Source organism: Methanohalophilus sp., from assembly GCF_030156785.1.
Lineage (GTDB): Archaea > Halobacteriota > Methanosarcinia > Methanosarcinales > Methanosarcinaceae > Methanohalophilus.
Genome location: NZ_JASGLW010000003.1, coordinates 56,578 through 77,539 on the forward strand (window position 1 = coordinate 56,578; position 20,962 = coordinate 77,539).

Genomic DNA, 20,962 nt, shown 5'->3' on the forward strand with positions numbered 1-20,962 from the left:
ATATGAAATTAATTTATATATCTCAGTATTTTCACCCTTTAAGATACTTTCCGATAAGAGGTTTTAACTCTTGTTTTGCATCATCCGGGATATGTTCTTCTGCTGTGGTAATCGCACCGGCAAGAGCAGTCTTGCATATACAATCGTCATTCGGTTGTAACTTTTCAAGTGTTTCCTTAATGATTTCACGTACGGTCTTTTCGTTTTTCATTACATTTTCGATAATGGACTCTATTGTGACATCTTCCTCATGCCATACGTCATAATCAGTCACAGTGGCAATGGTGGCATAACATATTTCAGCTTCCCTTGCAAGCTTGGCTTCAGGAATGGCAGTCATTCCTATGATATCAAATCCGAGATTTTGGTAGACTTTTGATTCCGCCCTTGTGGAAAATTGTGGTCCCTCAATGCAAACATAGGTGCCACCATTGTGTGTACGGTACCCTCGTGATGAAGAGATGTCATAGAGCATTCTGGACATGCTCGGGCAGAACGGATCAGCAAATCCCATATGGACCACAAAATCATCAAAAAATGTTGCAGGACGAAATTTGGTGCGATCATATATCTGATCAGGGATTACAATGTCAAGTGGCTTAAGTTCCTTTTTGAGGCTGCCAACCGCGGAAGCAGCAATAATCTGCTTCACTCCCAGTTTCTTAAGTGCGAAAATATTTGCCCGGTAATTGAGGTTGGACGGGGATATGCGATGGCCGCTTCCATGTCTTGGCAGGAAACAGACTTTTCTGTCGCCAAAATCACCAACCGTGATTAAATCGGATGGCCTTCCAAAGGGTGTATCAACATCCACCTGCTTTACATTATCAAACAGGCTCACGTCATATACTCCACTGCCTCCGATTATTGCAATATCCACATTTTCCATTATTCATCCCTCAGAGTTTTTTCCATAAGCCTTCTCCTGCATTTACTTGTTCAACTATGCCCCGCCTCTCCATCTCTTTAAGGATTTCTGCAATCCTTCCTGGCTGGATCATTTCCAAAGATATTGGCTCAATTGAATGATTCTTGTAAAGAGAATGTTTAATTGTGGGAATATCCCATACATCATGTTCAGTATCCCTCATAATCAGCCCGCTTATGATGTCCGTCATATCTTCGATGAAGTTCCATGGATAGACTATCCACGCCCATTCATATACTTTATCTCCGCAGTAGTCAGGCTCAAATATGGAATTATAGAGATATTGCAGTGTTGCCGTACGAACCTCTTTCGGGTCCTGCTGCAGGACATATTCCTTAGCGTGTTTCATGCTCTGCCCTGTGTCCGTAATATCGTCAACAAGAAGGACTTTTTTTCCGGCTGCAACCTTGTCGGCAAGTGGATACTTGATATGGGGTTCTTCACCATGTTCTGCAGCACCAATGTAGTGTTCAATTTTGAGACTGCTGAGATCATCAAGGTTCAGAAAATCACAAAGAACTCTGCCTGCAAACCATCCGCCTCTTGCAAGGGCAATTATGATATCCGGTTCATATCCGTCATCTTTAATTTGTTCAGAAACGTTCCTGCACAGGTTGTAAATGTAATCCCAGTTAGTTACAACACATTTAAAATTGTCTGGCAATGCCATTCTTTTGCCCTCCGATTCAGGATAAATTAGGATTCGGGTGTTTATATTATTTCGCATGCTGTGTACGAATCCATGCGCAAACTTTATCTGTAATGACCATGTTATTTGGGTTCCACAGCATACTACCATCCTAGCGGGGTGGGGTAGCCAGGAGATCCCGACGGGCTCATAACCCGTAGACCGATGGTTCGAATCCATCCCCCGCTATTTTTCTAAAAACTTTACTAATTTAAGTTAGAATCATTCTCCTTTTACATTAGATCAGACATCGTCTTGGAATAATGTAACCCTTAATAAATTAGCAAAGATCGATGTGAATTGGTTTATTAAATTTGATTTGATATATAGATAATAATTTAATAAAATTTTAACGGTTTTTAAATTAAATTTGGTTAAAACTAATTTCAGAATAGTCTAATAAAAAATTGACATGGTAATTTATAAAATCAATTAAAAATTCCATTCTAATTTTGGACAATTTGATATTTTATTCCATTAACTTAGCGACAGTGTCATTAAATCACCTCAATTCAGATTACTGCAATCTTTCCTGCATCAGTTATGGAGTAAACATCTTAGTCTGTTATAACCCTCCTCCATTTAAGCCCACTCAAATGCTATATGTCATCCTTTTTGTTCTTATCAAGGGTTTAAGAGACAATTGAGGAAGGATTTAAAATATAAAGATTCAACCAAACTCATACATAAAATAAATATATGAACATATGATCATACATTCATGAATGAAAAAATGTGAACGTCTTGATGAAACTCTCATAAAACAAATGATGGAGATACTCCCAGGCAATAATACAATCATCCGGATGGCTGATATTTTCCAGGCCCTTCAGTCTGAAACGCGTCTTAAACTTCTATTTTTGCTAACAAACAAGGATATGTGCGTATGTGAACTCACTTATGCACTGGATGTGACACAATCTGCCATCTCCCACAGCCTGCGAACTCTGAGGCAACTTGATCTTGTGAGGGTGAAAAAGGAAGGCAGATATACAGTGTACTATATTGCAGACGAACATGTAAGGCTGCTAATAGAAATGTGCAAACAACATGTAATTGAGGAAGGCAAATGACATTTACGATGACAGTGATTGCAGCGATTTTCGGAATTGCAACCGAAACGTGGCATCTATTTGAGGAAGCAGCACCTTACCTTTTCCTCGGTTTCGGAGTGGCTGCACTGCTGGACATGGTGGTGCCGGAAGATAAAATAGTAACTCATCTGGGAGCAAGTGCAGGAAAATTCAAGTCCGTGCTGAAAGCATCACTTGTCGGAGTGCCTATTCCCCTCTGCTCATGCGGAGTTATTCCTGCCGCCATATCCCTGAAAAAAAAGGGAGCTTCCAATGGAGCTATCCTCTCATTCCTTATTTCCACTCCTGAAACCGGAACAGATTCCATTGCAATCACGTATGCTCTACTTGACCCCATAATGACAGTATTCCGACCACTGGCAGCTTTTGTCACAGCGCTGGGAGCAGGGATTGCGAATAACCTACTGATTCGAGACGAAAAAACTTCAGCTTTAACGAATCTTATAACTCCTTCAACTTTACCCAACACTCTGACCTGCGATACATCCTGTAATTGCTGCATTGAAGAACATGATTCTGAATCTGGGAATATACAGAAAATCACCGGTGCAATCAGATACGCTTACGTGGAATTACTCGGTGATATCGTCAGATGGTTGATTGTTGGCTTTGTACTTGCAGGTATTATTTCATATATGATTCCCGAAGAGCTTATTCGCACATACCTTGGAGGAGGGGCATTCTCAATGTTCCTCATGCTTTTGATAGGATTTCCGTTATACATCTGTGCAACCGCATCAACACCTCTTGCAGCAGCGCTTCTCGCAAAGGGGATGAGTCCGGGAACCGCATTTGTATTCCTGCTTGCGGGACCTGCAACCAATACCGCCACAATCACTGTTGTGACAAGATTTCTCGGGAAAAAGGTGGCTGCTGTATACCTGATAATGATCGCAGTATTTGCTCTCCTGTTTGGTCACCTGCTGGATTTCATCTATTTCAAACTTGGAATTGATGCAAGATTTATTGTAGGTAACGCAAGTGACATCCTGCCCGATTATGTGAAAACTTTCTTTGCAATAGTCCTTACCCTCCTGATTACATATTCCTTATATAAGAGAAGAAAAGGAAATAGCTGTGGAAACTAATAGCCAGTAGCACTTTCATTAGCGATGCTAAAGAGAACACGTTTTAAAAATCGTTTATCTTAAGCTGCCTGCAGTGGCATTCTTCCCCGGGCACTTCGATTGGGTAAATACCTGTAAGGCAGGCAAGACACAGCTCTTCGCGAACAATACCTATTGATTTAACGAGACCATCAATACTCAAGTAACCAAGAGAATCTGCATTGATTGCATTTTTGACAGTTTCTATTTTTTGATATGATGCTATGAGTTCCTCGCGGGTAGCCATGTCAATACCCATATAACACGGTGCAATTATTGGAGGACTTCCAATTCTTGCATGTATCTCGGAAGCACCAGCCTTTCTGACCATGTTTATGATTTTACGTGAAGTTGTCCCCCTTACAATACTGTCGTCAATGAGGATTACTTTTTTACCTTTTATGTTATCAGCAATCGTGTTCATTTTGAGACGCACAGCGGTTTCACGCATCGCCTGTCCCGGTAGAATAAAAGTTCTCCCTATGTACCTGTTTTTCATAAGACCTTCTTCATAACGAATTCCGGATTCATATGAATACCCTATTGCTGAAGTAATGCCTGAATCCGGTACTGGTGAAACAATATCAGCATTTACCGGGTGCTCCTTTGAAAGCTCTCTACCAATTTTTTCCCTAACTTTATAGACTAGCTGGCCGTCAATAATGGAATCAGGCCTTGCAAAGTAAATATACTCAAAAACGCAATGAGATGAACGTGAATTTTTGTAAATCTGGTGGCTTTCAAAGCCATCATCCTTGAAAATTATGACTTCTCCGGGTTTTACATCACGGATAAGTTCACCGTTAAGGGTATCAATAGCCACACTTTCAGAAGCAACTGCAAGCCCTCCATCAATTTTTCCAATGCAAAGAGGCTTAAATCCAAGGGGATCTCTTACAGCTATCAGCTGATCATCAATCATAATTACCAGTGAATATGATCCAACAAGCTCCCCCATAACGATTCTTATGGCTTCAATCGGTTCATGGTGCAACAGCTCTTTTACAAGCAGGTGAGCAATAACTTCAGTATCGGAGCCTGTAATAAATATTCTTCCTTCTGCTTCGAACTTATTTCGGAGTTCAGTTCCATTCACAAGATTGCCATTATGTGCAATTGCCACAGTTCCTCTTTTGTAGTTGACAATCAGAGGCTGGCAGTTCTCGATTCTTGAATCGCCGGTTGTAGAATAGCGAACATGTCCGATGCCTACTTTTCCTTTAAGGTTGATAATGTCTTCCCGGGAATAAACTTCAGGGACAAGACCCATGCCCTTGATAGAGCGGACGCTTTCCCCATCATGAACTGTTATACCAGTAGATTCCTGCCCCCTGTGCTGCAAAGCGTAGAGGGCATAATATATCTGAAGTGCAACCGTGTCGCTCTGGGCTTCCTCGTTCATCAGAACGCCCGCGACACCGCATTCTTCTTTCATTTGCACCTCAGCAAAAAAAGATTTTAGTATTTAGACTTTAATTGCCATTTGTAGCTTCTCATTCTGGGAGTCCTTCCGAATCCACAGGATGTGCACTGTTTTGTGTGAATGTTGAGTGATACGCTTCCGCAGCGCCTGCATTTAACGTGTGTGCGCTTTTGTCTTTTTCCTCTTGATGGAGTACCTTTTGACATCTCTTAGTCACCTTTTGTATCTCAATAATTGTGATTTAGTCGTGAGGGATCAGCCTTGATGTTCCTATTATTCATATAGGTTACGGAGACACATAGACAACATTATCTCCTCTTATGACCACACTACCGATCTTACGAACGATCTCTCCTTCTTTGAGTTCCTCGGCATCATCAAGCACCAAGTTCATGTGTACGTCGTAACCCTGAAGTGTTCCGCGAAATTCCCGGGCTCCTTTGAGCCTGACGATGACGGATGCGTTCAATGCATTATTCAATATGTCCAAAGGCCTGTTTCCCATAGTATATTACTCCGAAATTATAATAGGCATAATTATTAATCATCCATAGTTCATAAAACCCATTGATGTGAATCTCTTTTGTTGCAAATACTATATATAAAACTATCGAAGATAAAGTGAATTATTCTGATTAATTTCCTTAGAGGTGAATTGTTATGAGTGGATCACAGGTTTTACTGACTATCGCAGGCTCAGATTCGGGTGGAGGTGCGGGCATTGAAGCGGATATTCGAACATTTGCAGCTTTGGGATATCACCCTTCATGCGCAATTACTTCAGTAACTTCCCAGAATACCACCGGCGTACTGGATACTTTCGATATACCGGTTTCCCACATTGTTTCACAAATAGATGCAGTATGCACTGATATGCGTGTCAGGTGGGCAAAAACGGGAATGCTTTCTAAAAACGAAATCGTAGAATCCGTTGCAGATTGCATCAGGAAACAGGGTTTGAAAGTTGTCGCTGACCCAGTAATGGTTGCTGAATCAGGAGGGCAGCTACTCGAAGAAGACGCTGTTGATATAATACGAGACGTATTGCTACCTGTATGTCTGGTTACAACTCCCAATATTATGGAAGCTGAAAAACTTTCCGGAGTTTCCATAAAATCATGGAAAGATGGTAAAAAAGCTGCCCGCAGAATTGCTGATTGTGGAATAAACAATGTAATCATAACCGGAGGACATCTTGACGCTTCTGATCTGGTCTATGAAGCCGAAAACGACCGCTTTACCACCATTCCAGGAAAGTTTGTCAGTGGAGGAACTCATGGTTCAGGTTGTACATACTCTTCAGCACTGCTTGCATACCTTGCCAAAGGTCTTGATATGGCGGAAGCTGCAAGATGTGCAAAACGTTTTGTAGAGAATGCAATCTCCGGAAGTCCGCAGGTTGGCAGCGGCCAATCTCCGGTAGATCCGCTGGCATCACTACGGACGTCTGCACATCGCTACAATGTAATAAGAGATGTTATGAAGGCTTCAGACATGCTGGTTTCAGAACCCATATTTACAAAACTGATTCCTGAGGTGGGTACAAACATAGGCATGGCTATCCCAGGAGCATCTACCATTTACGATATTGCAGGAATTACAGGACGGATAGTGCGTGCCGGTACCAGACCGGAAATGGCCGGGCATATTGATTTTGGAGCAAGCAGCCATGTGGCACGCATTATTCTTGCTGCAATGGAGCAGGATCCTCGTTTCAGGGCGGCTATGAATATCAAATATTGTAGGGAAGTTCTGACTGTATGCAGCCAGATGGGACTTGGCATATCTTCTTTTGATCGCGAAGATGAACCTGAAGATACACATACTATAGATTGGGGTGTCACCTATTCTATTGAAAGATATGGTCGTGTTCCCGATATAATATATGATGAAGGAGGTATCGGAAAAGAACCCATGATCCGTATCTTAGGCAGGGATGCAACTGCTGTGGCTTCAGTTGCGCTAGAGATTGCAGGCAGGCTTAAGGTTTAAATCCCGTTACATCTAAACTTAAATACTGTAGAAAACAACACTTTTATGGGAGAGGTATTTGCCTCTCTCAATACAAGGGGGCTTTTGCAATCGTGCAGATTGAATTATTCTATTCAAGCATTACTATTTTTCTGATTACCATCGTACTGATACTTTTACTCCAGTATTTCTTCAGGAAAATCCCAATTTTTAAGATAGACCCCCTCATAAGGAATACCTTGCTTGTGATTGTCAGTTTCATTGGTTTAATGTTGCTGATCTTTACATTACCAATATCCGGAGAATCAAAACAGGTAATTGTTAGTGCAATTGGTATTGTGGTTGGTGCCACAGTCGCCCTTTCATCCACAACGTTTGTATCCAACGGCATGTCAGGGATTATGCTCAGGATTGCTCAACCGTTCAGTATAGGTGATTACATTCGCAGTGGTGATGTGTTTGGAAGAGTCTCAAGGAAAAATCTCCTTTATACAGAAGTTCAATCAATCGATCGTGATATAATCACAATACCCAACTTGAAACTGATGTCAAATCCTCTCACAACCATATTATCCTCTGGGACGATTATTTCGACAACTGTTTCACTGGGTTATGAAAATTCTCATGATATTATAGAAAAAGCACTTCTCGATGCGGCTAAAAAGGCTGGACTTGAGAACCCATTTGTTCATATCCTCGAACTTGGTGATTTTTCTGTTACCTACAAAGTTGGGGGATTGCTGAAAGATGTGTCATCCCTTCTTACTGACAAATCAAATTTTAACAAAGCTGTCATAGACAGTCTCCATGAATCAAAAATTGAAATAGTGTCTCCTGCATTCATGAATCAAAGAGTTTTCCCGGACAATCATCTTTTTATACCTAGGGTTGTGAAGAAAGCTGATATCCACACAGCCGAAGAAGATTATATGATTAAGAAAAGTCCCGAAGATGTGATTTTTGATCTTGCAAATGAAGCCGAAGTTATAGAGAAAGCACAAGATGCAATTTCTGATTTTGAAGATCAGATTAAGGAACTTGAAAAGAATATGTCAACTCTACCGGCAGACGTTGCCTCCGAAAAAAAGCAAGTTCTTGAATCCATAAAAAACAAAGAAGTTGATCTTCAAAGGGTACTTGATGCAATTCAAAAAACTTCTGCACCGGAACATCTTAATAAACCTGAAGGCATTATTCGGTTGAAAGTTCTTGAGCACCTGAATTCACTTGTAGATACAATCAACTCTGATTTTGCTGCACTGTCTGAGGATGTAGAAAAACTCTCCTGCAACAGAGAGGAAGATGAGTTTTCTGAAAAATCCCGGAATGAAAGCAAATCTCTTTAAGATTAAACTGAAAAGTTAACTAAAATAAGCTATATTGAGTAAAGGGACAGACATGGACGTTATATCTTATTTCATATACTCTTTTATATCTCTCTTTGTTATTGTAAGTCCCATAGGAGTACTCATAACGTTCATTTCGTTAACCAGTACTATGACAGTGCAGGAAAAAAACCAGATTGCAAAAAAATCAGTTTTTTTGGCCTGTTTAATGTGTCTCTTTTTTGCCATAACTGGTGACGGAATTTTGGATTTTTTTGGAATAAATGTGGATTCTCTCCGGGTTGCCGGCGGCATCCTTCTTTTCAAAATTGCTTTTGACATGATGCTTGCGCATGTTTCCCGTGAAAGTATAACCGAGGGGGAAATCAATGAATCCATGAATCGCGAAGATATATGGATCTTTCCAATTGCAATGCCAATGATGACAGGGCCGGGTACCATTACCACTGTCATACTTCTTTCCGGGAGCTCAGAATCAGTTTTTCAGCAGCTAGCAGTGATTTTTGCAATCCTGCTGACCTTTTTAGCCTGTTTTTTAATACTGTTTTTTTCCAGAAGAGTCTATAAGTTAATTGGATATTCAGGAACACTTGTTATCAGCAGATTGCTTGGATTATTCTTGGCAGCCTTAGCTGTTGATTTCATTACAAAAGGGATCTGGAATATTTATACAGGGTTTATGAATTAAAACCCTGTGATTTACCTTACAATTACAACAAGTACTTTCCCGAATTCAAGAACATCAACCGCCCTTCCGGCAGAAGTTACTTCCCTTTCTATTTCCACGGCATCTGGTTCGATCTCGAATGTCTCTTCTCCCACTGTTACAGTAACTTTGCCGGTTTCAATCATTTTGGCAACTTCAGCAGGATCAAGTGCTTTGAGTGCTCCGATAATTGAACCTGCCTGCTTCCTGTATTTTGGCCCGATAATTCCCATGTTTGGCTTGATTTCCTTTGCCACATGTTCAAATTCAGGTTTTCCTTCCATTACTTCAACAGGTGAGTTAGTAACGCCTGCAAGATCTGCGGTATCTCCAAAACCTCCATATATCTCAATTTTTGAAAGGGGTGCATTAAGCGCAATTCCATGATCGGATTTGTAACGACGGATGCTGCTTGCAATCTCTTTAATGAGCTCTCCCTGTTTCTCCGCTTCATTGCTGATCATGGTTTCATCTACCATTGGCCAGTCCTGAACATGCACACTTCCATTTCCGATGTGTGAATAAACTTCCTCTGCAAAGAAGGGTGCAAAGGGTGCAAGCATTCTTGTGATGGCATTAAGGGTCACATATAGAGAGTATTTTGCAGCCATCTTTGCGGCTTCGTCATCCCCGTACAATCGCGGCTTTGCCAGCTCGATATAGTTGTCAGCGAGGGTTTCCCATGCAAACCCGCGTATTGCCTTATAGGCTTCATCAAACTGGTGCCTGTCCATGCTGTCTGTAACATCTGCGATCAGGCGATTCAGTTTGCTTAGTAACCATAGGTCCACGGCTCTAAGCTCAGCAGGCTTAGTAATGTTGCCAATAGAACCTTCCAGATGGTTCATTGAGAAACGGAAAATACTCCACATTTTATTAAAGAATCGTGAGCCTGATACAACGTCCTTCCACCTGAACATGACATCTGATCCAGGTGTGCCTCCAATTGCAGCCCATTGCCTGAAGGCATCGGCACTGTATTCCTTTATTACTTCTTCAGGTGAGATGATGTTTCCTCTGGATTTACTCATCTTGTGCCCGTCTTCTCCCAGGACCATTCCATTGATGAGAATTGATTCCCATGGTTTGCTGTTCTGCAGTGCCTTTGTTCTGAGGATAGTGTAGAATGACCATGTGCGGATTATATCATGCCCCTGCGGGCGAAGCTGTGTTGGAAGCCTCATTTCATGATCGCTGAGCCATCCAGAGACGTGAAGAGCTGTCAGCGAAGAGTCCATCCATGTATCAAGCACGTCTTCCTCTGCTTCAAATTTAGTAGAACCACATTTGCAGGCTTCAGGCGGCTGGGTTTGTGTGGGATCAAGGGGCAGCCATTCTTCTTTTGCAACCATTGTTTCTCCGCACTTCTTGCAGTACCAGACCGGAATAGGGGTTGCGAAAATCCTCTGTCTTGAAATACACCAATCCCATTCCATGGTGTTTGTCCAGTTCTGAAGGCGAATTTTCATATATTCAGGAATCCATTCGATTTCATCGGCAGTTTCTAGTATTTCATCATTTATGATTTTCACAAACCATTGTCGCTCGGAAAGGATCTCGATTGGTGTTTTGCAGCGCCAGCACATACCTACATTCTGCTCAAGGGGCTTCTGATCGTACAGGTAGCCTTCTGCGCGAAGGTCTTCGATAATAGCTTTCTTACATTCAAAAGCGGACATTCCCTCGTATTTTCCGGCAATGGCAGTCATCCTTCCATTACGGTCAAGGGCTTTTCTTAGTGGCAGATCATGTTCAACCCACCATCTGACATCCTGCTTGTCACCGAAAGTACAGATCATGACAACGCCTGTACCAAATTCAGGGTCCACTTCCTTGTCAGCAATAATTGGCACTTCGTGACCAAAGATAGGTACTTTTAGTTTTTCACCTATTTTCTTATTATATCTCTCATCATCGGGGTGAATTGCAACTGCCACACAGGCAGCAATGAGTTCGGGCCTTGTGGTGGCGATATCAACTTTGTCAAAATGAAGGAAATTAAGAGTAGATTCTCTTTTCTCGTATTCCACCTCTGCAAAAGCGATTGCGGTTTCGCAGCGCGGACACCAGTTTACGGGATGGTCTGCCTGATAGATCCTCCCCATGTTTTTCATTTTCACAAAAGAACGCTGGGTCTTGACGTAATATTCCGGCTTCATTGTGATGAATTCGTTACTCCAGTCATTTGAAAAACCAAGACGAAGCATGGTTTTTTTCATTTTGTCAATGTTGCCGGCAGTAAGTTCTTCACAGAGCTTCCTGAATTCCATCCTTGGAATCTGGTTCTTTGTAATTCCGTGTATCTCTTCTACTTTTACTTCGGTAGGGAGGCCATGGCAATCCCAACCCTGTGGGAACATGACATTGTATCCCCTCATACGTTTGTAACGTGCTTCGAAATCAATGTAACACCAGTTAAGTGCATTTCCAATGTGGAAATTACCTGTAGGATAGGGGGGAGGAGTGTCTATTATGTACTGTGGGCGTGTGTTATCTTCCCAGTCAAAATGGTACATGGATAAATCCCATGTATTTTGCCATTTTTCTTCAACTTCGCTGGCGTTATATTCTTTTGGAATTGTCATCAGGATACTCCAATTATAATGATGTGTATAATATTTGCCGGGAATTGGCTTTCCGGCATTGTGTAATAAGGATGCTGCATTGTATTTGCAGTTAAATTTGAACAACATTTTATTTAATCATATATAAGTTGAATGGAATGTTTAACCCATATTTCACTTTTTATACAGTTGTGATGATTTAGAGTTTACTTTCGCCATTGTGATGTCATGAAGTCTTTGTACTCTCCTTATTGGCATGTCTCTCCATCTACACCTGTAATTACACCCTGTGATTAAAACAAAAAAGACCATTTATGATCTGACATCATCAGCTCTTCTCCTACCAGTTATTGTAGTGAAAGAAAAACATTTCTGATTTTGTCATATATATTGTTGGTTAACTGTTGGGATATAGTAGTTATAAGAATTGCATTTTTATGAGCAATTTACTTAATGATAAAAAGATTGTTAGCTGATTTCAACATTTGTCACGAATTATTTATCAATAATGGGCCGTATGAAATTAGCAGGAGATTATTATGAACAAACGCGAATACATGTTAGGGAACGTTGCAATAGCCCGCGGAATTGTGGAAGGTGCTGTGGACGTTGTATCCGGCTATCCTGGTACTCCATCATCCGAAATTATCGGAACCCTGTCTTCAATGAAGGAAAGGGATTTTTACGTAGAATGGTCAGTCAACGAAAAAGTTGCCCTTGAGGTTGCAGCAGGTGCATCGATGGCAGGTGCTCGTTCTGTTGTTACCATGAAACACGTTGGACTCAATGTTGCTGCTGATCCCCTTATGACTCTTGCATACATGGGTGTAAAAGGTGGAATGATCATCATAGTAGCTGACGACCCTGCATGCCATTCTTCGCAGAATGAACAGGATTCAAGACGCTACTCCGTATTTTCCATGATACCATGTCTTGACCCTGCGACCCCTCAGCAGGCAAAGGACATGATCCCTTATGCATTTGAATTGTCTGAAAAATTCGAAATACCTGTAATATTCAGATCCACTACCCGTGTATCTCACGGTAAATCGGACATTGAACTTGGAGAAATTCAGGAAAAGAACAGGGAGATCCACTTTGAGAAGAATCCTGATCGCTGGGTAATGGTTCCAAAAAATGCCCGTGTTCGCCATCCGCACCTCCTGGCAATTCAGCCGGAAATCCAGAAAGAACTTGAGAGTTCTCCATGGAATGAGTTGTGTCTCAAAGAAGGGGCAAAGATCGGAGTCATAGCTTCAGGTGTTGCAAGTATCTATGCCGAAGAAGCTCTTGAAAAACTAGGGGTAGAAGCATCCCTGCTCAAAATAGGCACGTACCCGATACCTGAAACAATGGTTAAGGAAATACTTTCCAGTACGGAAAAAGTGCTTGTTATTGAGGAACTTGAACCGATTGTGGAAGACATGTGCAAAGTGATTGCATATGATGCCGATATTCCTGCAAAGATTCTCGGCAAAGCAGACGGGCTGGTTACAAGGCTGGGAGAGCTTAACGTGCACCTTTGTGAGAAAGCCATTGCTGATGCATTTGGAATAGATGCGGATCTGGAATGTCCAGAACCTACAAGCCTTGAGTTGCCGATTCGTCCTCCTGCAATGTGTCCGGGATGCTCCCACAGGGGTGTATTCCATGCCATGAAGAAAGTATTCGGAAAAGATGCTATTTTTCCGAGTGACATCGGATGTTACACACTCGGTATTCAGCATGGGACGGTTGACACAACCCTCTGTATGGGTGCAAGTATCACCGTGGCATCAGGAATCTATAATGCCGGAGAAAAACGGCCAATATGCTGTACTATTGGAGACTCCACTTTTTTTCATACAGGAATTAACGGCCTTTTGAATGCTGTTTATAATAAATCAAATATCACAGTTCTTATTCTTGACAACCGCATCACTGCCATGACAGGTCATCAGGAAAACCCTGGCATGGGCAAGACTGCCACAGGTGACCCAACGGTGGAAATTGATTTTGAATTGCTGTGCCGTGGATTGGGAGCAGAATTTGTAGAAACGGTTGATGCTTATGACATGAGAGCCGTAGAAGATGTTTTGCAGAGAGCAAAAGATTACGAAGGTGTTTCCGTAGTTATTCCAAAGCGTGAATGTGTGATTTCCGCCAGAAGGGCAGGAACCCGCTTTAAGCCTTATACTGTTGTTGAGGAGAACTGCATTGGTTGTCGCAAATGCCTTAGTTTTGGCTGTCCAGCAATTGAATTTGATCTGGAGTCCGGGAAAGCAAAGATCAATGCTACATGCAGTGGATGCGGGTTGTGTGTAGAAATATGTCCTGTCGGTGCAATCGTGGAGGTGCAAAAATGAGCCCAAAAAATTCTGTTTTTGATCTGGTTATTACCGGAGTCGGAGGACAGGGTGCAGTTCTTGTGTCCGATATTATTGGTAAATCTGCGGTAAAAGAGGGAATCAGTGTAATGGCCGCGGAAACCCACGGAATGGCACAACGTGGTGGTTCTGTAATTAACCATGTTCGCCTTGGTTGCAAACTGGGTTCACTAATTCCATGTGGTTCAGCTCATGGAATACTGTCCCTTGAACCTGCCGAAACCCTGCGCTACATAACAGACGTTGCAGAGGGAGCTGTTGTAGTGATGAATACATCTCCGATTTACCCTGTAACTGTAGCCTCAGGGTTGTGCGAATATCCAGATGTAAATTTGATCATAGCCGAACTTAAGAAAAAATACAAGGTAATTGCATTTGATGGTGAGGCGCTTGCCCTTCAGGCCGGCACTGTCAAGGCATTGAATGTGGTCATGCTGGGTGCAATTTCTAGATACCTTCCTCTTTCCGAAGAGGTAATTGTGGAATGTATCAAGACTATGGTTCCATCGAAGACCATTGACGTTAACCTTGAAGCATTCAGGCTTGGCAGGGAAGCCACAGAAGAGTGAACTAAACCGGAAGAATTTTATGTACAACATACCTGCTCCATACTTTAATCTTGACTATACACTTGATTGTGGGCAGGTATTTCGCTGGAATCTGGAAGATGAGTGGTGGCACGGTGTTGTTAAGGGTGAAATTGTTCATGCCTTCCATGACAGGGAAAACGAAACTCTGATTCTGGATTCCAAACTTCCGAAGGATTATCTTCACACCTATTTCAGATTGGATGATGATTTGCCTTTCATTTTTTCAGATATTGACAAAGACCCTTACATCCATGAAGCAATATCCAAATACAGTGGGATGCGACTTATCTTACAGGAACCATGGGAATGTTTGATTTCGTACATGCTGGCTACGGCTTCCAATATTCCGCGTATCAAAAAAAGTATCGAGAGAATGTCACGATTGCTCGGCGATGATCTTGGAGATGGCTTCTATTCGTTTCCCAAACCGAAATCCCTTGCAAGCTGCTACAATGAAGAGTTATGTGAATGCAAAATGGGTTTCCGTGCAAGAAGAATTGTCCAGGCTGCACAAATGGTTGTGGACAAAGAATTTGATCTCACTGCACCTTATGAAATGGATTACGCAGATGCAAAACAATATCTTATGACCATAGAGGGAATAGGAGATAAAGTCGCTGATTGTGTACTTCTGTTTGCATACGATAAAATGGAAGCATTTCCTGTGGATACCCATGTCGAGAAAATAGTTAGGCAGTATTATTCAGATAGTTTCAAAGGGCCTTACGCAAAAGCAAAGATGTCGAAATGGGGACATTCATATTTTGGGAAATACTGCGGTTATGCGCAACAATATCTTTTCTACCAGCTCCGTCTTGAAGGTGCACTGGGCACAGGTATTTGAAAGCTTACAGCAAATCCCTAAGATGAGCACGGTATCCAGCATCCTTGATCTGGAGAATATCTTCGCCTGCAAGGACTTCATATCCTTCCTAAATACTACGATTAACGTGTTTACCAAGAGCGCAGTTATAAATCTCAGATTCCAGCAAATCCTTTGCATGAGAGAATTTGCGAGGTAATTCCGCAACGTATTTTCCATCTTCAATGTAAAATTTAAATGTATCGGGATTGTTGATGTATTTATCTCTGAACTTCTCTGAATGCTCTTTTACCCACACAGGTGGCCCGAAATGTTTCCTTACATTTGACAGGCTCATATTCTCAAGTTCAATCGTCAACATAGACTTCTCATCTGCCCAAACCTTACTCTTGATTACATGAAAATCATGTTTTTCCAATAGTGCTTCCACGGATTTCTGCATCTTGAAAAGCTGGGGATAAAGTATGTCTTCCACGGTATCAGGTGTTTTGAAGCATATTGCAACCAACCCGGTTTTCCTTTTTTTGAAGGAATCAAGGATTTCCTCATCCGACATGGGTATTGGATTTGCTTTCAGGAAAAATGTCTCTGATGGATTCCTGAGATAATCCCTTGAAATGGAGATAAATTGAGTAAACCTTTCAAGTGTAAGGGCTGCTGCTACATTGCGGTTGGAGTCGATTGGGTCAACAACCACAAGTGGTTCTTCAAAACTATGTTTTGACTTGATCATTTCAATTGTCTCGCCCGGTTTCCATGAAGTAGCAGCCCTAAGCACTTTTTCAAAAGATCCATAGTGTATAACAAGTAGTTCACTCAGATACCCTGAAAAGCCACCAGTTCGGAGTTCTGACCCATATACTTCACCGGCTTTCATAAATTGCTTCAGGAGGAGAACATCATCCTCCAATCCTACAATATGTTCCCTGACAAACAGATTATGGAAAGGGGTCCTATCGACGGCTGATATGATCTTCTCTGCACTTTCCACTCTGTAGCATGGAACGATATCAACATCAAATCCTGAAAATTTAAGTTTGGTATACGGATGTTCGGCATATCTTTCTTCCCAGCTTTCAGATTCCCTGGCAAGTTCCCGCCCTATCAAAAGACCATATTCCTCAAGTTTATCTCTTGGAAGTGAAGGATCAAAGGAGATAAAAATATCCAGATCATGTGTGCCAGAAATCCAGGTCCCTCTCGCGGCAGAGCCTACCAACTGGACTTCTACCCCCGGGATTTCATTTTCAGCTGCAATTTCCTCTGCCCTCTTCATAAGGTAAGAAGCAGTATTTTCAAGCCTTGTTTTTTCTTCATCTGAAGGCTTAATTTTTTCGAGAACCTGCTTTTCAATCGCATTCATGTAGATCATTGCCGTAAACACTTAGTAATTTATAGGTTAATTTGGAATGTAAATGTTCCTTATCCTTCTCAACACTCTTTTCTGGAAATGGGATGTTCACTTATGTCAGAAAATAACAACTTTTTAGCAGCACAGCGATACTAATTTATAGTAATCTCCACCTAACTATATTGGGTTTATGGAGTATGAGATTGGAGATATAATATCGCTGGCTTTCTTTTGCCTTTATGATATTTAATTCCTATAGGAGGATATTATGCTAAGCGAGAAAATTACCAAGGCATTGAATGAACAGATCAATAAAGAAATGTATTCTGCATACCTTTACATGGCAATGTCAGCCCATAGCACATATGTAGGGCTTGACGGGTTTGCCAACTGGTTTATGGTACAGTATCAGGAAGAAATGACCCACGCAATGCGTATTTACAATTACCTGAAAGAACAGGGTGCAAGAATTGAACTTCAGGCTATTGATCAGCCACCAGTGGATTTTGGGACTCCCCTTGATATGTTTGAGAAAACTCTTGCGCATGAGCAGTTTATTACAAAATCAATCAATGATCTTCTAACTCTTGCAAACGAAGAAAAGGACTATGCTACGGCTATTTTCCTCCAATGGTTTGTAACTGAGCAGATCGAGGAAGAAAGTAATGATAACGAAATAATTGCTAAATTAAAACTTGCCGGAGAAGATGGTAACGGTCTTTTCATGATAGACAAAGAACTTGGTGCACGTGTATTCGTGCCACCTGCAGCTGAAGGAAAATAAATTAAGGAGTGCTTAAATGAATATTGGAGACTTATTGAAAGGGAAAACTTCCGAAGGCAAAGAGAAACATGTACCGGAAATCGAAATCGGCAAATCACATGGTTCCGATGTTGAAGACCTTGTGTCTGTTATTGTAGGCAAGGAAATACCCCATCCAAACACAATAGAGCACCACATTGCATGGCTTGAACTCTATGGTGTAAAGCAGGACGGTCAGGTTGTAGAACTTGGTCGTGCAGAGTTTGGCCCATCCTTCACTGCTCCCCTTGCACGCTTCAAGGTTAATGTTGCAGACTTTAAGGCATTCTTTGCACTTTCATACTGTAACATCCACGGCCTCTGGCAAAATGTGGTTGAACTGTAAGAACGGGTGGATTATATGGACTCAATCGCAGATGAAGTAAAACAGATAAAAGGATTCCTGCCTCGCTCGATCCGCTATGCAAAAAGCATGGATGATGATTTTGGGGAAGCACTTGCCGGATTTTATAAGGCGGTGTGGGCAGAGAGGGAAGGTGGTCTTTCACTCAAAGAAAAACACCTTCTTGTTTTCACCGTTGCCTGTGCGAACAATAACTCTGAAAGTGCAGTTAAGATTCTGGAGAGGCTTAAGAAATTTGATGCCACACGGGCTGAGATTCTTGATGCAATGATGATTGCTGCCTGGACTGGTGGAATCCAGAATTTCACCGATTTCAGCAGAGTTGTACTTAAACATATGGACAAATTGGAAATTTAAAGAGGTGAAATTGTATGACAGAAGAATGTACGACTATGCCACTAATAGGCGATGATGCTCCTGCTTTTACAGCTAAAACCACACAGGGTGAAATAAAATTCCCTGATGATTACAAAGGGAAATGGGTAGTTTTTTTTAGTCATCCGGCTGATTTCACTCCTGTCTGTACAACTGAATTCATGACCTTTGCAAGCATGCAGGAAGAATTCAGGGAATTGAACACAGAATTGATTGGCCTGTCAATTGACAGTATATATGCCCATATTGCATGGCTTCGTACTATCAAGGAAAAAATCGAGTACAAAGGCCTGAAAGATATTGAGGTAAATTTTCCCGTCATTGAAGATCTTACGATGGAAGTGGCAAAGAAGTACGGAATGCTACAACCAAATGCTTCCAATACACAGGCAGTACGTGCTGTTTTCATAATCGATCCGAAGGCAAAGGTACGCTGTATTCTTTATTACCCGTTGAGCAACGGTCGTAATATGGATGAAATCAAACGTATTCTGCTTGCCATGCAGAAATCCGATGCAGAACAGATTGCAACTCCTGCAAACTGGCAGCCCGGCGATGATGTTATAATCCCACCACCTGGTTCATGTGGAACTGCCAAGGAAAGAGTTGAAACAGCCGAGGAAGGCAAATACTGCCTTGACTGGTTTATTTGTTTCAAGAAAGAATCTGAATAAGCAGGCTTTGCCTGCTTTACTTTTTGGTATACACATGAAACTAAGCGAAGTTCTTCTGGAAGAAAATGTGGGTGGGTATGATCTGTTCCTGCGAGCACTTATCGGATCAGCCTTGCTAATTGCCTTGGTCATGGATCTAATTGAAACATATCCCTGGGACTGGATTGCAGCGATTGTGGCATTTGGAAGTATTTTTTCTGCAATAATCCGGCACTGCACTCCATACTACTTTTTGGGAATAAATACCGCGAAGAAATAAGTACTTGCACCTGTCCTCGTCAACGTTTATTCGGAAGCTATCATCCCAATATGTAGAAATGGCATCACATAAGGTAATATGGTTGTGCACATGCGCTTCACACCATGGGCAATTTGCTATATTTTCACAGAACAGTAAAGGGAAACACCTTGTTTGAATTATGGGATAATAAGCAAGGTTTCTTGGCACTTCCATTCGCTTCATTTTCTGAAGGTCTGGTTCACCAACTCTTTCTTCTTTATCCAGCACATTTCCTACTCATGGATGTGTTCAAGCCAAAGCTATAAGGATCATCCTCCTGACAATTCAAATCAGAAAAATAAAAAACATGTCAATCGTTAAAAATTTCTTCATCTGTCAGGTAACACGCTGGATCGTTGGCCCATACGTTGCCATATACAGCTTCTGCCCTTACCCTGAAGTTGCCGTTACATATATCCAGCCATTTGCATTTCCCGCACCTGTCCGCATGTTCCTTGAGCAAAGGTTTGCGATCTTTAAGGCCGGCAAGCAATTCATCAGTTAAATCCGTCCAGATTTCACTGAATTTGCGTTCCCTAACATTGCCGATTGTATAATGCCTCCAGAACTGGTCAGGATGGACCGATCCGTCCCATGACACGCACCCGATGCCGATTCCCGTGGAGTTCCCGCCGTTCATCTTCAAAAGTTCAAGTACATCAGCAGCTCTTTCCGGGTTTTCTTCCAGTAGTTTCATATAAATGTATGGCCCATCACAGTGATTGTCTACGGTAAGTACTTCGGCTGCCATTCCTTTCTCATGAAGCCGGCGTGTTCTTTGCATAATGAGATCAAGTGTTTCACGGCTCTCCTCATGGGTCAGGTCTTCCTTAACAAGTTCGGTACCTCTCCCTGCATAAACCAGATGGTAGAAACAAATTCTGGGTATTTTTTCTTTTTCAAGAAGATCAAATATTGCAGGAATTTCTCTGAAATTGCTTTTGTTGATAGTAAACCGCAAGCCGACTTTAATCCCTGCTTCCATACAATTGTGGACGCCTTCCATAGCTTTTTTGAATGCACCATCCACACCACGGAATTCATCATTTGTTTTTTCGGTGCCATCAATTGAAATACCAACATAGGATAGACCGATTTCCTTGAGTTTTTTCGCCATTCTGACATTTATCAAAGTACCATTGGTTGAAATTACTGCTCTCAATCCCTTTGAAATGGCATACTCCGCAAGTTCAGGAAGGTCTTTGCGTACCAGTGGTTCTCCACCTGAAAACAGAATAACCGGACTTCCGAAATCTGCAAGGTCATCGATGAGTTTTTTTCCTTCTTCGGTAGTAAGTTCGTCGGGAAAATCCCTGTCATCTGCCTGTGCATAGCAATGCAAGCATTTAAGATTGCATCTGCGTGTTATGTTCCAGACAACTACCGGTTTTTTGTCCTTTGAGAATTGCAACAGGTGAGATGGCAGTTTTTTAGATACCCTTCCGTATCTTAGGGCATCGGATGGCTCAACGGTTGCACAATAGAGTTTCGATATGCCGATCATCAGCAGA

General features: G+C 41.8%; 21 protein-coding genes and 1 tRNA gene. 14 read left to right on the forward strand and 8 right to left on the reverse strand.

All coding sequences use genetic code 11. The annotated features are described in order from the left end of the window. Positions 1–31: 31 nt before the first annotated feature. Both mtnP and PWQ49_RS02515 read right to left on the reverse strand, forming a co-directional pair. Positions 32–889: an S-methyl-5'-thioadenosine phosphorylase gene (gene mtnP, locus PWQ49_RS02510; protein WP_300607348.1), complete on the reverse strand. Its 858-nt coding sequence runs from the start codon at positions 887–889 to the stop codon at positions 32–34. 10 nt (positions 890–899) lie between these two features. After that, positions 900–1,598 carry a phosphoribosyltransferase gene (locus PWQ49_RS02515; RefSeq protein WP_300607351.1) on the reverse strand — a complete coding sequence of 233 codons (699 nt, stop codon included), beginning with the start codon at positions 1,596–1,598 and terminating at the stop codon, positions 900–902. A gap of 132 nt (positions 1,599–1,730) precedes the next feature. On the opposite strand from PWQ49_RS02515, the gene PWQ49_RS02520 reads away from it, so the two are divergent. The 3 genes from PWQ49_RS02520 (at position 1,731) to PWQ49_RS02530 (ending at position 3,798) form a co-directional block, all read left to right on the forward strand. Then, positions 1,731–1,805: transfer RNA gene (locus PWQ49_RS02520), tRNA-Met, on the forward strand. Between the two features lie 536 nt (positions 1,806–2,341). Next, positions 2,342–2,689, forward strand: coding sequence for a metalloregulator ArsR/SmtB family transcription factor (locus PWQ49_RS02525; RefSeq protein WP_300607353.1), 348 nt, complete (start codon positions 2,342–2,344; stop codon positions 2,687–2,689). Further along, positions 2,686–3,798, forward strand: a complete 1,113-nt coding sequence (locus tag PWQ49_RS02530) for an SO_0444 family Cu/Zn efflux transporter (RefSeq protein WP_300607356.1) — start codon at positions 2,686–2,688, stop codon at positions 3,796–3,798. The genes PWQ49_RS02525 and PWQ49_RS02530 overlap by 4 nt, the downstream gene beginning before the upstream one ends. A gap of 43 nt (positions 3,799–3,841) precedes the next feature. On the opposite strand, the gene purF is transcribed toward PWQ49_RS02530, so the two are convergent. The 3 genes from purF to PWQ49_RS02545 all read right to left on the reverse strand — a co-directional run bounded on the left by purF (position 3,842) and on the right by PWQ49_RS02545 (position 5,744). Beyond that, on the reverse strand, positions 3,842–5,251 hold the full coding sequence (gene purF / locus PWQ49_RS02535; protein ID WP_300607358.1) for an amidophosphoribosyltransferase: 1,410 nt from the start codon (positions 5,249–5,251) through the stop codon (positions 3,842–3,844). Between the two features lie 23 nt (positions 5,252–5,274). Then, positions 5,275–5,445 (reverse strand): 50S ribosomal protein L37e, encoded by a 171-nt coding sequence (locus PWQ49_RS02540; protein WP_300607361.1) that lies wholly within the window; start codon positions 5,443–5,445, stop codon positions 5,275–5,277. Positions 5,446–5,525: 80 nt separating this feature from the next. Further along, complete coding sequence (locus PWQ49_RS02545; RefSeq protein ID WP_300607363.1) at positions 5,526–5,744, reverse strand: LSm family protein; 219 nt, start codon at positions 5,742–5,744, stop codon at positions 5,526–5,528. A gap of 155 nt (positions 5,745–5,899) precedes the next feature. Here PWQ49_RS02545 and thiD point away from each other — a divergent pair, with 155 nt between their 5' ends. The 3 genes from thiD (at position 5,900) to PWQ49_RS02560 (ending at position 9,244) form a co-directional block, all read left to right on the forward strand. Then, complete coding sequence (gene thiD / locus PWQ49_RS02550; RefSeq protein ID WP_300607366.1) at positions 5,900–7,231, forward strand: bifunctional hydroxymethylpyrimidine kinase/phosphomethylpyrimidine kinase; 1,332 nt, start codon at positions 5,900–5,902, stop codon at positions 7,229–7,231. 92 nt (positions 7,232–7,323) lie between these two features. After that, on the forward strand, positions 7,324–8,556 hold the full coding sequence (locus PWQ49_RS02555; RefSeq protein ID WP_300607369.1) for a mechanosensitive ion channel domain-containing protein: 1,233 nt from the start codon (positions 7,324–7,326) through the stop codon (positions 8,554–8,556). 52 nt (positions 8,557–8,608) lie between these two features. Continuing rightward, positions 8,609–9,244: a MarC family protein gene (locus PWQ49_RS02560; protein ID WP_300607372.1), complete on the forward strand. Its 636-nt coding sequence runs from the start codon at positions 8,609–8,611 to the stop codon at positions 9,242–9,244. Between the two features lie 11 nt (positions 9,245–9,255). Here the strand turns inward: PWQ49_RS02560 and PWQ49_RS02565 are convergent, their stop codons facing one another. Then, positions 9,256–11,847, reverse strand: coding sequence for a valine--tRNA ligase (locus PWQ49_RS02565; protein ID WP_300607375.1), 2,592 nt, complete (start codon positions 11,845–11,847; stop codon positions 9,256–9,258). Positions 11,848–12,365: 518 nt separating this feature from the next. Between PWQ49_RS02565 and iorA the strand changes: the two genes are divergently transcribed. The 3 genes from iorA to PWQ49_RS02580 are packed head-to-tail and all read left to right on the forward strand — an operon-like array spanning position 12,366 to position 15,626. Then, positions 12,366–14,171 (forward strand): indolepyruvate ferredoxin oxidoreductase subunit alpha, encoded by a 1,806-nt coding sequence (iorA, locus tag PWQ49_RS02570; RefSeq protein ID WP_300607378.1) that lies wholly within the window; start codon positions 12,366–12,368, stop codon positions 14,169–14,171. Beyond that, the gene (locus tag PWQ49_RS02575) at positions 14,168–14,761 is read left to right on the forward strand and encodes an indolepyruvate oxidoreductase subunit beta (protein ID WP_300607381.1); all 594 of its coding nucleotides are present in this window, start codon (positions 14,168–14,170) and stop codon (positions 14,759–14,761) included. Before iorA ends, PWQ49_RS02575 begins: the two co-directional genes overlap by 4 nt. A gap of 19 nt (positions 14,762–14,780) precedes the next feature. Continuing rightward, complete coding sequence (locus PWQ49_RS02580; RefSeq protein WP_300607384.1) at positions 14,781–15,626, forward strand: DNA glycosylase; 846 nt, start codon at positions 14,781–14,783, stop codon at positions 15,624–15,626. Positions 15,627–15,714: 88 nt separating this feature from the next. On the opposite strand, the gene cca is transcribed toward PWQ49_RS02580, so the two are convergent. Further along, on the reverse strand, positions 15,715–16,977 hold the full coding sequence (gene cca / locus PWQ49_RS02585) for a CCA tRNA nucleotidyltransferase (protein WP_300607387.1): 1,263 nt from the start codon (positions 16,975–16,977) through the stop codon (positions 15,715–15,717). Positions 16,978–17,224: 247 nt separating this feature from the next. On the opposite strand from cca, the gene PWQ49_RS02590 reads away from it, so the two are divergent. The 5 genes from PWQ49_RS02590 to PWQ49_RS02610 are packed head-to-tail and all read left to right on the forward strand — an operon-like array spanning position 17,225 to position 19,430. Next, a complete protein-coding gene (locus PWQ49_RS02590; protein WP_300607390.1) occupies positions 17,225–17,740 on the forward strand; it encodes a ferritin in 516 nt (171 codons plus the stop codon). A gap of 16 nt (positions 17,741–17,756) precedes the next feature. Beyond that, entirely contained in the window at positions 17,757–18,104 is a 348-nt protein-coding gene (locus PWQ49_RS02595; RefSeq protein WP_300607393.1) for a desulfoferrodoxin family protein, read from the forward strand. A 15-nt stretch (positions 18,105–18,119) separates the two neighbouring features. Further along, positions 18,120–18,479: a carboxymuconolactone decarboxylase family protein gene (locus tag PWQ49_RS02600; RefSeq protein WP_300607396.1), complete on the forward strand. Its 360-nt coding sequence runs from the start codon at positions 18,120–18,122 to the stop codon at positions 18,477–18,479. A 35-nt stretch (positions 18,480–18,514) separates the two neighbouring features. Then, positions 18,515–19,171: a peroxiredoxin gene (locus tag PWQ49_RS02605; protein ID WP_300607557.1), complete on the forward strand. Its 657-nt coding sequence runs from the start codon at positions 18,515–18,517 to the stop codon at positions 19,169–19,171. Further along, positions 19,134–19,430, forward strand: a complete 297-nt coding sequence (locus tag PWQ49_RS02610) for a DUF2892 domain-containing protein (protein ID WP_300607398.1) — start codon at positions 19,134–19,136, stop codon at positions 19,428–19,430. Before PWQ49_RS02605 ends, PWQ49_RS02610 begins: the two co-directional genes overlap by 38 nt. A 331-nt stretch (positions 19,431–19,761) precedes the next feature. Here the strand turns inward: PWQ49_RS02610 and ahbC are convergent, their stop codons facing one another. Further along, positions 19,762–20,955 carry a 12,18-didecarboxysiroheme deacetylase gene (gene ahbC, locus PWQ49_RS02615; protein WP_300607401.1) on the reverse strand — a complete coding sequence of 398 codons (1,194 nt, stop codon included), beginning with the start codon at positions 20,953–20,955 and terminating at the stop codon, positions 19,762–19,764. Between the last annotated feature and the right edge of the window lie 7 nt (positions 20,956–20,962).

Bases quoted from the DNA above. Each gene is read 5' to 3' on its own strand.
- mtnP (WP_300607348.1), bottom strand. From the start codon at position 889: ATGGAAAATGTGGATATTGCAATAATCGGAGGCAGTGGAGTATATGAC.
- PWQ49_RS02515 (WP_300607351.1), bottom strand. From the start codon at position 1,598: ATGGCATTGCCAGACAATTTTAAATGTGTTGTAACTAACTGGGATTAC.
- PWQ49_RS02525 (WP_300607353.1), top strand. From the start codon at position 2,342: ATGAAAAAATGTGAACGTCTTGATGAAACTCTCATAAAACAAATGATG.
- PWQ49_RS02530 (WP_300607356.1), top strand. From the start codon at position 2,686: ATGACATTTACGATGACAGTGATTGCAGCGATTTTCGGAATTGCAACC.
- purF (WP_300607358.1), bottom strand. From the start codon at position 5,251: ATGAAAGAAGAATGCGGTGTCGCGGGCGTTCTGATGAACGAGGAAGCC.
- PWQ49_RS02540 (WP_300607361.1), bottom strand. From the start codon at position 5,445: ATGTCAAAAGGTACTCCATCAAGAGGAAAAAGACAAAAGCGCACACAC.
- PWQ49_RS02545 (WP_300607363.1), bottom strand. From the start codon at position 5,744: ATGGGAAACAGGCCTTTGGACATATTGAATAATGCATTGAACGCATCC.
- thiD (WP_300607366.1), top strand. From the start codon at position 5,900: ATGAGTGGATCACAGGTTTTACTGACTATCGCAGGCTCAGATTCGGGT.
- PWQ49_RS02560 (WP_300607372.1), top strand. From the start codon at position 8,609: ATGGACGTTATATCTTATTTCATATACTCTTTTATATCTCTCTTTGTT.
- PWQ49_RS02565 (WP_300607375.1), bottom strand. From the start codon at position 11,847: ATGACAATTCCAAAAGAATATAACGCCAGCGAAGTTGAAGAAAAATGG.
- iorA (WP_300607378.1), top strand. From the start codon at position 12,366: ATGAACAAACGCGAATACATGTTAGGGAACGTTGCAATAGCCCGCGGA.
- PWQ49_RS02575 (WP_300607381.1), top strand. From the start codon at position 14,168: ATGAGCCCAAAAAATTCTGTTTTTGATCTGGTTATTACCGGAGTCGGA.
- PWQ49_RS02580 (WP_300607384.1), top strand. From the start codon at position 14,781: ATGTACAACATACCTGCTCCATACTTTAATCTTGACTATACACTTGAT.
- cca (WP_300607387.1), bottom strand. From the start codon at position 16,977: ATGATCTACATGAATGCGATTGAAAAGCAGGTTCTCGAAAAAATTAAG.
- PWQ49_RS02590 (WP_300607390.1), top strand. From the start codon at position 17,225: ATGCTAAGCGAGAAAATTACCAAGGCATTGAATGAACAGATCAATAAA.
- PWQ49_RS02595 (WP_300607393.1), top strand. From the start codon at position 17,757: ATGAATATTGGAGACTTATTGAAAGGGAAAACTTCCGAAGGCAAAGAG.
- PWQ49_RS02600 (WP_300607396.1), top strand. From the start codon at position 18,120: ATGGACTCAATCGCAGATGAAGTAAAACAGATAAAAGGATTCCTGCCT.
- PWQ49_RS02605 (WP_300607557.1), top strand. From the start codon at position 18,515: ATGCCACTAATAGGCGATGATGCTCCTGCTTTTACAGCTAAAACCACA.
- ahbC (WP_300607401.1), bottom strand. From the start codon at position 20,955: ATGATCGGCATATCGAAACTCTATTGTGCAACCGTTGAGCCATCCGAT.